At 44.6% G+C, this 13700-nt stretch carries 11 protein-coding genes; 10 read left to right on the forward strand and 1 reads right to left on the reverse strand.

Annotated elements, in window-relative coordinates:
• The first annotated feature begins 10 nt into the window (after positions 1-10).
• The 9 genes from NXH67_RS09335 (at position 11) to NXH67_RS09375 (ending at position 11673) form a co-directional block, all read left to right on the forward strand.
• Positions 11-865 carry a gluconate 5-dehydrogenase gene (locus NXH67_RS09335; protein WP_022778154.1) on the forward strand — a complete coding sequence of 285 codons (855 nt, stop codon included), beginning with the start codon at positions 11-13 and terminating at the stop codon, positions 863-865.
• Between the two features lie 217 nt (positions 866-1082).
• Complete coding sequence (locus NXH67_RS09340) at positions 1083-2045, forward strand: bifunctional 4-hydroxy-2-oxoglutarate aldolase/2-dehydro-3-deoxy-phosphogluconate aldolase (RefSeq protein WP_022778152.1); 963 nt, start codon at positions 1083-1085, stop codon at positions 2043-2045.
• Positions 2046-2084: 39 nt separating this feature from the next.
• On the forward strand, positions 2085-3110 hold the full coding sequence (locus NXH67_RS09345) for a sugar kinase (RefSeq protein ID WP_022778151.1): 1026 nt from the start codon (positions 2085-2087) through the stop codon (positions 3108-3110).
• A gap of 194 nt (positions 3111-3304) precedes the next feature.
• Entirely contained in the window at positions 3305-4567 is a 1263-nt protein-coding gene (locus NXH67_RS09350) for an HD domain-containing phosphohydrolase (RefSeq protein ID WP_272797214.1), read from the forward strand.
• 84 nt (positions 4568-4651) lie between these two features.
• On the forward strand, positions 4652-5701 hold the full coding sequence (locus NXH67_RS09355) for a LacI family DNA-binding transcriptional regulator (RefSeq protein WP_022778149.1): 1050 nt from the start codon (positions 4652-4654) through the stop codon (positions 5699-5701).
• Between the two features lie 281 nt (positions 5702-5982).
• Positions 5983-6939, forward strand: coding sequence for an ABC transporter permease (locus tag NXH67_RS09360; protein WP_022778148.1), 957 nt, complete (start codon positions 5983-5985; stop codon positions 6937-6939).
• Positions 6940-6957: 18 nt separating this feature from the next.
• Complete coding sequence (locus NXH67_RS09365) at positions 6958-7881, forward strand: carbohydrate ABC transporter permease (protein ID WP_022778147.1); 924 nt, start codon at positions 6958-6960, stop codon at positions 7879-7881.
• Positions 7882-7956: 75 nt separating this feature from the next.
• A complete protein-coding gene (locus NXH67_RS09370; protein WP_272797215.1) occupies positions 7957-9612 on the forward strand; it encodes a DUF3502 domain-containing protein in 1656 nt (551 codons plus the stop codon).
• Between the two features lie 192 nt (positions 9613-9804).
• The gene (locus tag NXH67_RS09375; protein ID WP_272797216.1) at positions 9805-11673 is read left to right on the forward strand and encodes a glycoside hydrolase family 35 protein; all 1869 of its coding nucleotides are present in this window, start codon (positions 9805-9807) and stop codon (positions 11671-11673) included.
• An 18-nt stretch (positions 11674-11691) separates the two neighbouring features.
• Here the strand turns inward: NXH67_RS09375 and NXH67_RS09380 are convergent, their stop codons facing one another.
• The gene (locus tag NXH67_RS09380; protein WP_272797217.1) at positions 11692-13152 is read right to left on the reverse strand and encodes a serine hydrolase domain-containing protein; all 1461 of its coding nucleotides are present in this window, start codon (positions 13150-13152) and stop codon (positions 11692-11694) included.
• A gap of 148 nt (positions 13153-13300) precedes the next feature.
• Here NXH67_RS09380 and NXH67_RS09385 point away from each other — a divergent pair, with 148 nt between their 5' ends.
• Positions 13301-13699 carry a hypothetical protein gene (locus NXH67_RS09385; protein WP_272797218.1) on the forward strand — a complete coding sequence of 133 codons (399 nt, stop codon included), beginning with the start codon at positions 13301-13303 and terminating at the stop codon, positions 13697-13699.
• The last annotated feature ends 1 nt before the right edge of the window (position 13700 follow it).

The raw sequence follows: 13700 nt of genomic DNA on the forward strand, positions 1-13700 counted from the left end.
GGGATTTACAATGGGAGACTTTTTAAAGAATTTTTCACTTGAAGGAAAAGTAGCATGGATCACAGGCGCTTCTTACGGCCTTGGACTTGCTTATGCAGTAGCTTTCGCAGAGAGCGGAGCTAAGATCGTTTTCAACGATATCAATCAGGACCTTGTTGATAAGGGACTTGCTGAGTACGCTAAGCGCGGCATCGAAGTTTACGGCGCGGTTTGCGACGTAACAAATGAGGAGCAGGTTCAGAAGTTCGTTGCTGACGTTAAGGAGAAGGTTGGTTCAATCGACATCCTCGTTAACAACGCTGGTATCATCAAGAGAATTCCTATGCACGAGATGACTCTTAAGGAGTGGAACCAGGTTATCGACGTAGACCTTACAGGTCCTTTCGTATGCGCTAAGGCAGTTCTTCCTGACATGATGGAGAAGAGATCAGGTAAGATCATCAACGCCTGCTCAATGATGTCTGAGTTCGGACGTGAGACAGTATCTGCTTACGCAGCTGCTAAGGGCGGACTTAAGATGCTTACAAGAAACATCTGCTCTGAGTATGGTCAGTACAACATCCAGTGCAACGCTATCGGACCCGGCTACATCGCAACACCTCAGACAGCTCCTCTTCGTAAGAGGCAGGAAGATGGATCAATGCATCCTTTTGACAGATTCATCCGTTCCAAGACACCCGCTCAGAGATGGGGCAAGACAGAGGACCTTATGGGACTTGCTGTATTCCTTGCATCACCTGCATCTGATTTCATCAACGGTCAGGTAGTTTACATCGATGGCGGTATCTCAGCTTACATCGGACAGGATCCTTCTAACCTTGATCCTGCTAAGATGGAGTTCGTAGACGAGGAAGACGCACAGTAATCTTGATTAACAATGTCTCAAGTTCAATGTGCAATTGTGCTTGCACAGAATTGCACATTTGAATTTGAGATATGCCCACCAATGAGGGAAAAAGACATACGAATGAATATGAGTATGTCGATTTCCGAATGGATGGAGCGATTACGAGAACGAAGTGGAGTAATCGCGGTGTTAATCAATATGAATAGATTAATTAAGATAAAGAAAGGCAATAAAAATGGATAAGATTTGCGAAGAGTTATACAAAATCGGTATTGTTCCCGTAATCGCTATTGACGATGCTAAGGACGCAGTACCTCTTGCTGAGGCACTTATAAAGGGAGGACTTCCCGCTGCTGAGGTTACCTTCCGTACAGCAGCTGCTGAGGAGGCAATCAGACTTATCTCTGAGAAGTTCCCTGAGATGATCGTTGGTGCAGGTACAGTTCTCAATGCTGAGCAGGCAGACAGAGCTAAGGCTGCAGGTGCTAAGTTCATCGTTAGCCCCGGTTTCAACAGATCAAACGTTGAGTACATTCAGTCAATCGGAGTACCGGTTGTTCCCGGAACAGCAACTCCCGGTGAAGTAGAGCAGGCTATCGAGCTTGGTCTTGACTGTGTTAAGTTCTTCCCTGCTGAGCAGAACGGCGGTATCGCCAAGATCAAGGCTATGGCAGCACCTTACACAAAGATGCACTTCATGCCTACAGGCGGTATCAACAAGAACAACCTCAATGATTACCTTTCATTCAATAAGGTATTCTGCTGCGGTGGTAGCTGGATGGTTAAGAAGGATCTTATCGCTGCAGGTAAGTTCGATGAGATCGAGGCTATGACAAGAGATGCAGTTAATGCAATGCTTGGCTTCACAATGAAGCACGTTGGAATCAACCAGCCTGATGAGGCTTCTGCAGTTGCTACAGCTGAGAAGTTCGACAATCTCTTTGGCTTTACCAAGAAGGTTGGTAACTCTTCAGTATTCGCAGGTTCAGTAGTTGAGGTTATGAAGTCTCAGGGACGTGGAACATGCGGACACATCGCAATCGGAACCAACAACGTAGACAGAGCTGTTTACCACCTTGGCAAGCAGGGCGTTAAGTTCGATGAGAGCTCATTTGCATATGATGCAGAGGGCCACCTTAAGGTTGCTTACCTTGCAGATGACTTCGGCGGATTCGCAGTACATCTTGTAAAAAACTAAGTTAAACTGATTTTTTTAAAAGAAAAGAGGATATAAATCATGTCAAAGAAAGTTGTTACATTTGGTGAGATCATGCTTCGTCTTCAGCCTGATAACTATTTAAGATTCGTTCAGGTTGATCATCTTGAGGCTACATTCGGCGGCGGTGAGGCTAACGTTTCAGTTTCACTTGCTAACTATGGCCTTGATTCAGTATACGTTACAAAGCTTCCTAAGCACGAGATCGGACAGGCAGCTGTTAACTCTCTTAGAAAGTACGGCGTTGACACCTCCAAGATCACAAGAGGCGGCGACAGAGTAGGTATCTACTACAACGAGAAGGGTGCTTCACAGAGAGGCTCAAAGTGCATCTATGACAGAGCACATTCAGCAATCGCTGAGGCTGTTCCTTCAGATTTCGACTGGGATGATATCTTCCAGGGTGCAGAGTGGTTCCACTTCACAGGCATCACTCCCGCTGTAAGTGATTCTCTCGCAGCTATCACTCTTGAGGCTTGTAAGAAGGCTAAGGAGCACGGTCTTACAGTATCCTGCGACCTTAACTACAGAGGAAAGCTCTGGAGCAAGGAGAAGGCAGGCAAGGTTATGGCTGAGCTTTGCCAGTATGTTGATGTATGTATCGCTAACGAGGAGGATGCTAATGATGTATTCGGTATCGCAGCTTCTTCAACAGACGTTACAACAGGTAAGCTTAACAGAGAGGGCTACATCGAGGTAGCTCAGAAGCTTACAGAGAGATTTGGTTTCAAGAAGGTTGCTATCACACTTCGTGAGTCTATCTCAGCTAATGACAACAACTGGAGCGCAATGCTCTACACAGATGGTCAGGCTTACTTCTCAAAGAAGTATGCACTTCACATCGTTGACCGTGTAGGCGGCGGTGATTCCTTCGGCGGTGGACTTATCTACAGCTGCGTAAACTGCTTCGATCCTCAGGCTACAATCGAGTTTGCTGTAGCAGCATCTGCTCTTAAGCACTCAATCGAAGGCGACTTCAACCTTGTAACCGTTGATGAGGTTAACAAGCTTGCAGGCGGCGACGGATCAGGTCGTATTCAGCGATAATCGCTTATTGAGTTTTTCGAATTTATAATGAGACCATACTTCTTTAACCGAGGAGTATGGTCTTTTTTTTATGCAGCTGTGTTTGGTTTATCAAAATATAATAATTGCAAACATGATAATTTTAGAAGCCGGATAGTATAATGTACTTGTAGTATTATGCGGTAATATGCACAGAATTGGCAATTGGTGACGGAATGAAGATTAGCAAAGCTCTCGATACATTTTTTCTGTATTGTGTAGTGATCATTATCCTTATAACTGCATATTTTGCTGAAAAAGTATCTTCGGAGAACAGAGTGGATTCCACGGTGGAGGATGAGATAAGCCTTACCGGCGCAAGACTCTCCGATGAGCTCTATGGAAGTGTGCGCAAAACCGGTGAATGGAGAAGATTCGGAAGTACCAGCAGCCAGTTCGAATTCGTGATAAAGAACCTGGGAAGTGAGGCTATTACCAATTGGAGATTGTATCTTGAGGTTCCTGAGGATACAACCATAGACAGCAGCTGGAACATAGAATTGTCCAAGGACAGCAGGAACAATCTTTTGCTGTTTATTCCCCAGAATGCAAATATTACTATTAAGCCCGGAGATAATCTGGAATTCGGAGCAGTGGTGAGATCAAAAAAAACGATCGATCCCTCAGTACTTCATATAATAGGTTATAAAGCCGCCGGGAGAAATAATATCATCAAGAATTTAATCCTGTTTATGATACTGGTGTGGCTTGTGGCCTTCGTAGGCTACCTTGTTACAAGGTTCAATCTCCGAAACTATCGTGAGAGGCAGAAGAACGACGTAAGGATCATTCTCCAGTCTATGAATACTTTCATAAGCTTTATTGATGCCAAAGACCCCTATACCCGAGGCCATTCCAGGAGAGTAGCCATGTACGCAGCGGAGATCGCCAAGCGAATGGAATTGTCTGAGGATGAGGTTCAGAATATCTATTACGGTGGACTTCTTCATGATGCCGGCAAAATAAGTATTCCCGATGCTGTGCTCAATAAACCCGGCAAGCTTACAGACGAGGAGAGAAAGACTATACAGAGTCACACGGTGGCAGGTGGCAAGATGCTCAAGCAGCTCTCCTCCATAAAGGGGATTCGTGAGATCGCTCTGTACCATCATGAGAGATATGACGGAAAAGGCTATCCTGAGGGACTTAAGGGAGATAAGATCCCGATATATGCAAGGATTGTCGGAGTTGCGGATTCCTATGACGCCATGTCAAGCAACAGAGTATACAGAAGGCATCTTAACAAAGATGAGATAATTGAAGAGATACAGCAGGGCTCCGGAACTCAGTTTGACCCGGATATAGTTAAATACATGGTGGATATGATAAATGACGGATATGTAAACGTTGTTAAGATGGAAACAGCAGAAAATGAAGACGGGACCAATGACATTCATATCCATGAAGAAGATCTGCCGGGTGTATATATGGGATTCTGATAAAATCCTGTTGACATAGCCGTAAATATCACATATGATTGAATTGAAATCGGTTTCAGACAGTCCCCAAGACTCGGAGTATTTATGGAAAAAGTTAGACTGAACACCGGTAAGACAATTACAATCTATGATATAGCCAAGGAGGCCGGAGTCTCGGCTTCTACAGTTTCCCGTGTCCTTACTGGCAGTGCTTCGGTGCGCCAGGAGAAGAAGCAGAGGATACAGGAGATTATCGATAAGTATAATTTCAAGCCCAATGCACTTGCCAAGGGGCTTTCCGATACTGCCACCAATACCATTGGTATCATCGCAGCGGATGTCAGAAACCCTTATTATTCGGCGCTATTCGTGGCCTGCGAACTGGCGGCTGAGAAGGCAGGCTATAACGTGGCTCTGGCTAATTCCCTTAATGAAAAAGAAAAAGAGATCAAAATGCTTGACTTCTATCTTCAGCAGAAGATGGATGCCATCATTCTTATGGGCGGAAGAGTAGACGACCTTATTACCGATGACGCTTATGCCGAGAAGGTCAGGAATGTCTGCAAGACTACACCTGTCATAGTTACCGGCAAGCTTGATAAGGCGCCTGTTCACTGCGTAACTATTGATGAGGCAGAGGGAATGAACCTGGTAATGCAGCATCTCATCAATCTGGGGCATGAGAAGATTGCGCTGGTGGGCGGTGAGATGAAGGTTGCATCAACCTATTATAAGTATCAGCGCTATCAGGAGAATCTCAAAAAGTACGGTATAGAAGTACGTGGCGAATACGTTGTAAACGGCAGCTACGACCCGGATGCGGGCTATATGGCCACCAACAGGATCCTGGATATGCAGGACAAGCCCACTGCTATCATAGCCATCAATGACTTTGCAGCCAGTGGAGCTCTTAGGAGCATAAGAGAACATCATCTTCATGTTCCCAAGGATATTTCGGTAATAAGCTTCGACAACACCTACATCACCGATCTTACGGTACCCAAGCTTACCAGCATTGATTACAATTATGAGGACTACGGCGAGAAGCTGATAAATACAGCGATTGCGGTCTCCAAGGGGGAGAAGGTGGATGATATGCAGATGGTTACACCAAGTCTTGTCCTCAGGGATAGCACCGGTTCCTGCAAGAAATGATTTCTACGAAAACAAAAGTTTCTGAAACGGATTTCAAACTTTGAATCGTATCTTTGTATACAATATACAGCAATATAAACAAAAATGAGAGGAAACAGACAGATATGTTTCCTCTTTTTTGTTGTAAATGTACAAAATTGCAATCGGTTTCAAAAATGAGGTTGACGTATTGTTGTGATTAATGATTAAATTAAAATATGAAATCGGTTGCAAATAGTAAAGTTGCACAATAACGGGGACTGTGTGAGATTTCTGCAATCGTCAGTAAGTGGGAGGCTCTAATGGGTAAAAAGACTAATTCATCTTCTACTACAGGAATAAAAAAGCGCGGAGTGCTGGAGACTTTGTGGAGATACAGAGTGCTGGAGCTGATGTGCCTTCCTGCAGTAATCTTTTTCTTTATGTTCAGCTACATGCCGATGCCCGGTATCTGGGTTGCATTCGTTAAGTACAACTACAGAGACGGAATATTTGGAAGTAAATTTGTGGGACTTAAGAATTTCGAGTTCCTGGCTGAATCAGGTAAGCTTTTTGATCTTACCAAGAACACAATCCTGTACAACATAGCATTTATCATCCTGGGTAATTTCTTGGCAATCCTTGTTGCTATTCTTCTTAATGAGATGCAGAGCAAGATGTTCAAGAAGGTTTCCCAGACAATGATGTTCCTGCCTTACTTCATTTCTCAGGTTCTTGTAGGTATTCTTGTTTACAACCTTTTAAACTATGACTACGGTTTTGTTAACGAGATCCTTGCATCAATGGGAAGAGAGAAGTGGGGGCCCTATTCGGATCCATCGGCCTGGCCGGTTATCCTGGTAATCGTTCATCTCTGGCAGCAGACAGGTTACAACTCAGTTGTATACTTCGCAGCCATCTGCGGAATCGATGCTGAGATCATAGAGGCAGCCAAGGTTGACGGTGCCAATGCTTTCCAGAAGATCAGATACATCATTCTTCCCGGACTTAAGCCTACAATAGTTATCCTTCTTCTTTTCGCTCTCGGCGGAATCGTAAAAGGTAACTTCGGTCTGTTCTACAACATCATCGGTACCAACTCTCTTCTGTATCCTACAACGGATATCATTGAGACTTATGTATACCGTGCGACTATAACGGACTTCAATTTCTCAACTGCTTCGGCCGTTGGTCTGTATCAGTCAATTATCGGATTTGTAATGGTTATGCTGGTCAACTTCATTGTTAAGAAGATTGATCCTGACTATTCATTATTCTAAAGAAGGGAGGTCGGAAAAATGTCTAAGAACAATCAGCCGATTGAAATGACAGGCGTAAAAGTTAAGCTTGGCGTTTCGGATATTATCATCAGAGCTTTTGGATATATACTGATCACCTTTTATGCACTTGCATGTATATTTCCTTTTTTGATCATTATCGGTACATCTTTTACAAGTGAAACAATAATAAGAGCTGAGGGTGTACAGCTTATTCCCAAGGAATTCACCACCAAGTCCTATGAAATGGTTATGAGGGGCGGAATGATCTGGAAGAGCTACGGTCTTACCATTACCCTTACTCTTTGCGGAACAATAGTCGGACTTCTTGTCATCGCCATGACAGGTTACGCCCTTCAGAGAAAGGATTTCCCATTAAGAAATGTGATCTCCTTCTACATCTACTTTACATCACTGTTTTCAGCCGGACTTGCTCCTTACTACCTGCTGATGACGCAGACCTATAAGCTCAACGACAGCTACCTGGCAGTATTTTTCCCTCTGCTGATGTCGCCCTGGCTTATCATCCTGATGAAGAACTTTGTTAAGGCTATCCCTCATGAGATCACCGAATCCGGTAAGATTGACGGAGCAGGAGATATGGTTATCTTCACAAGACTCATTCTTCCGATGCTTAAGCCGGCACTTGCTACGATCGGACTTTTCCTTGCACTGGGATATTGGAATGAGTGGTATCAGTCATCACTGTTCCTTAGCTCCAGGATCGCAGTTAAGCCTCTTCAGTTCCAGCTGTACAAGGTAGTTAACGAGGTTCAGTCCCTTAAGAATTCAATCGCGGGACAGTACATCACACTTACTGATGTGCCTACAGAGTCCCTTAAGATGGCAACCGCAGTTATGGCTACAGGTCCTATCGTATTCCTGTATCCTTTCGTTCAGAAGTACTTCATTGGCGGTATCACCGTAGGTGCGGTAAAGGGCTGATGGGGTGAGTAACTAATTGTAAATGCAACTCCGGAGCGGAGTTCAGATATTTTTCTTATAAAAAGGAGGATTCAAATGAAGAAAAAGTTATTAGCAACATTACTTAGCGCCAGCATGGTAATGGGTATTGCAGCTTGCGGTTCATCAGACGGCGGTGCAACTACACCTGCAAGCACTGACACTGCTAACACAGAAACACAGACACAGACACAGACAACAACAGACACAACAACTGCAGATGCAGGATCACAGGAAACAGCATCAGCAATTGACACTTCTGAGCACGTAGTTATCACATATATGACAACCGGTGGTGCTCCAGAAGGAAACATGACAGATGAGATGCTCAGCCAGCTCAATGCCATCCTTACAGAAAAGGTTAATGCTGAGCTTGAGATCTACTACATCGACTGGACAGATTATCTTTCCAACTACAACCTGACACTTGCACGTATGGATGGCACAGTAGACCTTGTTGGTACAGCTTCTGACTGGCTGGATGCATGGCCTAATGCCAAGAACGGTGCTTTCCTTGAGCTCTCTGAGGATATGCTCAAGACCTACGCTCCTAAGACTTGGGAGAGCGTATCACCTGAGCACTGGGATCTCTGCAAATATGATGGCAATATCTATCTTATGCCTGAGGACAATTATGCACAGTGGACCAACCACGGCTACGCATATCGTCTTGATTGGGCTAAGGAAGCAGGACTCGCTGACGGCGTAAAGAGCTGGGAAGACCTTACAACATACTTCAAGTATGTAAAAGAGACATATCCTGATGTTATTCCTTGGGATTCAGACGGCACACAGTATGGCCAGATGGTAAGCGGTTGGATCGTATCACATTCTAACTATGTACCGATCGACGGTATCAATTCAGGCGCTATGTGGGGCGGCAAGAAGGATGACCTTTACACAGTATATTCACCTTTCATGACAGATACAGACTCTCTTGTAGAGTATGCTAAGATGATGAAGGAGTGGGATGAGATCGGCGTTTGGAAGACAGACGTTCTCAACAACACAGCTTCTGATAACAGAGAAGATTACAAGATCGGCCGTGTAGCAGCTGAGCAGCACCACACACAGACTTGGACAGACCTTTGCTCACACAAGGACGGATACACAATCTATGACGATCCTAACGCAGAGACAGGCTTCTTCTACTTCGGTGAAGAGACAGGCAACATCGTAGCTCTTTCAATCACTCACGGTGCAATGGCAGTTTCAGCTGCTTCCAAGAACCCTGAGAGAGCACTTATGGTTTATGACCTCCTCAGAAACGATCCTGAGTGCTACAGACTTATCAACTACGGTGTAGAAGGTGTTTCTTACGAGATCGATGAGAACGGCATGAGAAAGAACCCTGAAGGCTATGACGGAAACACAGACGGCATCACAACCAACTTCTGGTGGGGACGTAACGATGACCTTGAACTCAAGGATTCAACTCTTAACTGGGATGCAATCAACAAGCTCTATGCTGAGTATGACAAGATCAAGATCGACTATCCTTACGGACAGTTCGTTCCTAACGTAGATGATATCCAGTCCAAGATTGAGAACATCAACGACATTCATACAACATACATGAAGCAGATCTCCTTCGGTAAATACCAGGGATCAGCTGAGGATATCGTTGCTGAGTACCAGGCAGCTCTTGAGAAAGCCGGAATCGCAGATGTAACAGCAGAGCTTCAGAGACAGTTCGACGAGCTTTATAAGTAATACTCACTTAGCGAGTTAACATTAAACCATTAAAAGGGAATACTGTGTTATCTTTGGCAGTATTCCCTTTTCTTAAAACAGAAGGAAACTGATTTTGTTATAATGGTTTTTATATGTATATAAATGTTTTTTGGATGAGAGCACTTATATATGTGTAAAAAGCGATTATGAAAAAGTATTATAGGAGGAATTATGGGAAAATTTGAGATCAAGGATACGTTTTATCTAAACGGAGAGCCATTTAAGGTAATATCCGGTTCATTCCATTATTTCAGGACTGTACCTGAATATTGGAAGGACAGACTATTAAAGCTTAAAGCTCTTGGCTGCAACACAGTTGAGACCTATATTCCCTGGAATCTGACAGAGCCTAAAAAGGGTGAGTTTAACTTCGAGGGCTTCTGCGATATTGAGAAATTCATACAGACCGCCACTGAGCTGGGCTTGTATATCATCATCAGACCTTCGCCCTACATCTGCGCAGAGTGGGAGTTCGGCGGACTTCCTGCGTGGCTTTTAAAGGACAGAAATATGCGCCTTCGTGTCAGCTACAAGCCTTTCCTTGACGCTGTGGAGGACTATTACAAGGTTCTTATGCCCAGGATCACCAAATATCAGATCGACAACGGCGGAAATATTATCCTGATGCAGATCGAGAATGAGTACGGATACTATGCCAATGACCATGAGTACATGAAGTTCATGCATGATCTGATGGTCAAGTACGGCGTTACAGTTCCTCTTATCACTTCCGACGGACCATATCATGAGAGCTACAGAGGTGGTTATGCTGAGGGCGCTCATCCCACAGGGAACTTTGGCTCCAAGACAGAAGAGCGTTTTGACGTGATAAAAGAGTATACAAACGGCGGACCACTTATGTGCGCCGAGTTCTGGGTCGGCTGGTTCGATCATTGGGGCAACGGCGGTCATATGAGAGGTAACCTCGTTCAGAGCACAGAGGATCTTGATAAGATGCTGGAGCTTGGAAATGTCAGCATCTATATGTTCCAGGGCGGAACCAACTTTGGCTTCATGAACGGCTCCAACTACTACAATGAACTTACTCCCGATGTCACCAGCTATGACTACGACGGAATCCTTACTGAGGACGGACAGATCACCGAGAAGTACAGAAAGTACAAGGAAGTCATCTCCAAATATGTAGATATTCCCGAAGTAGAGCTTGAGAATAATATTCAGAGAAAGTGCTATGGAACCCTTACCTGCAAGGATAAAGTAAGTCTCTTTTCTGTGGTGGACGATCTTAGCACACCGGTTCATCTTCCTTACACAGTAAACATGGAGGAGCTGGATCAGTGCTACGGCTATATCCTGTACAGATCAAGACTTCATTCAGAGGCAGGAATTGCCAAGCTTAAACTCTGGGAGACAGCAGACAGAGCCAATGTCTTTGTTGAAGAAAAGCCCCTTATCACCCTCTATGACCACGAGCTTGATAATGAGCATGACATACCTATGGAAAAGTTCCTTGCCTGCAGTCAGCCCGCTCAGATGTTGGCCGGCAAGTTCATGATGGAACATGGCCTTACTCCCGAGACTGCAGCTGCAGCAATTGGAGAAGCCGGTCTTTCCACAGGCACATTACAGGGCCTTAACGAGAAGTTCGATATTCTTGTAGAAAATATGGGAAGAGTTAACTTCGGTCCCCGCATGGAGACCCAGAGAAAGGGCATCGGTCGCTGCGTTCAGATCAACGGCCATATCCACAACGATTGGGATATCTATACACTTCCTTTGGACAATGTGGACAAGGTGGACTTTGCAAAGGATTATGCTGAGGGAACTCCTGCCTTTTACCGCTTTACCTTTGATGTTACGAAGAAGGGAGATACCTTCCTTGACTTCGAGGGCTGGGGCAAGGGAGTAGCCTTTATCAATGGCTTTAACCTTGGAAGATTCTGGGAGATCGGCCCTCAGAAGAGGCTCTATATTCCTGCACCTCTTCTTAAGGACGGAGAAAACGAGATCATCATCTTTGAGACCGACGGCAAAGCCAGAGACACCATAGAACTCAAGGATGAGCCGGATATCGGATAATCCGTAATCTGATCAGTATTAGATAAGTTTACCGTAGAGATGACCGTTAAATTCGCCAAAGTAGGTTTCTTCGATCTTACGCATGAAAACGGTTATCTCTCCATCTTCAAAATATAACTGGAAGCGAAGACTTCCTACACATTCACCTATCAAATGGACTCTTATGCAGAGCACGTTATCCCTTGTAAAAAGGGCGCCGGCTGTATAGTCTGTGTTGTAACGGGAGAAGGTTCCCGTGCACATTCTGTCAAGGCCAAAGCTGATTATGTGCTTTGTATCGGAGTCCTTTTCTGTTAGCGTCATGCGGGATTCTCCCGTCTCCTTAATATCAAGCAAAAGCTCTGCAAAAATGCTGCCCTCACCAAGAAGTTCATACTTTCTTTGACCATAGTATTCCCTGCCTGTAACGGCTGTGTTGCTAATGGGAAGCCTGGGGAGACCTATTGCAAGATTCTTTTTATATTCTTCCAGTTCCGGGCATGCTCCTGATTCTATGGGAGTATCCTGAATATTTGGAAGGAGCTCTTCATAGATGGCGTCATAGATTAGCTGATTGCCTCCCTGCATTCCCTGGGTATCTGCAGTGGTCATTATTAGAAGATTCTTATCGGGGATTGAGATTCCTAGCTGGCCGCCCATTCCGTAGAGCACGAAGCCGCCTTTTTCATTCTGCCATATCTGCATTCCGTACCCCATGGATTCGCTGGGAAGCGGACCGGTCATGAGAGTATCTGACAGGTTGGAGGTGGCTTTTTCAATAAGAGCGGGAGATATCAGAGTTCTGACCTTGCCATCGGAGCAGGTTATGGTCCCTTTTTTATCAAGTATATAGAGAACCTTCAGAACATCCATGGGAGTTGCCATAAGGCCGCTTCCGCCGATGGAAACACCGAAGGGATCTTTTACCATGTAAGAATTGTCGCTGAAGTCCACGAATTTCAGCATCTTCTCCTTGAGAAAGGACAGCAGGTCAGTTCCTGTTAGCTTCTCGACGAGAGCGCAGAGTACATGGGCTGCTGAGGTATCATAATGGAACACTGTTCCCGGTTTGTGGGTGGGAGGTACGGTAAAAAAGCTCTCGACCCAGTCAGACTTCATATCCACCTTATAGGTGGTGGATGCGTGGCAGGTTCGCATCATCAGCATATTTTCGATGGTGGTCTGTTTTATCCAGGGATGAGTTTTTTCATTTGTATACTCGGGGAAGAACTTTACTATTGAGTCTGACAAAGAGACTTTTCCTTCATCAATAAGAAGAAAGATGGATAGAGCGGTGAAACTCTTACTTATGGAGAACATTCTGTGAAGAGTATCTGCTCTGTAGGGAGCATAATACCCTTCGAAGATAAGCCTGTCCTTTCGCATGACAAGAAAAGAATGCATCGGAACATCCTTTTTATCTAGTCTTTTTAATGTATTTAAAATAGCCTGTGAGGGAACCCCCACTTCTTCCGGTCTGCAACGATTAAATGAGAACATAGTATGCCACCTTTTTGATTTTTCTTTTTTTATAATTCTCTCATTTCATAGGTAATCTTGCAAAGGGAACTTATTTTTAATGAGTTGAACATGTTGGAAGTTCTGTGCTATAATTTATTGCTAGTGAATAAAGTTATGTGAGGTTCCTATGTCTACAATTATCCAGAACAATCAGGTTTTTAATAACGAAGTCCCTTTCTGCAGGGTTTACAGCCTTGAGAGCAAGAAACAGCTTGAGGAGAGATTCCTTGCCCACCGCATTTCATATTTTATCGAGTGGCAGGACAAGTCAATTCTTCAGAGGATCTTTGATAGGAAGGGCAACAAGATTGTCTGCACCTTCAGGATCAACAAAGGGGAGATACTTCGTGCCAGAGAGCTGGCTCAGGGCATCGAGGGAATCAAGTTCAAGGATTACGGAATCATCAAGGATGACCGCATTCGCAGAAGAAGCGAGGCTGTCAAGGAAGCGGATACCGGTCTTGATGTGCCTGATGAGCTTAAGTTTGAGAATGATCTGAAGAGAAACAATTCAGACGAAGATTGAT

Origin of the sequence: Butyrivibrio sp. DSM 10294, from assembly GCF_028539135.1 — a bacterium.
In the GTDB taxonomy this organism is placed as follows: Bacteria; Bacillota; Clostridia; order Lachnospirales; family Lachnospiraceae; genus Butyrivibrio.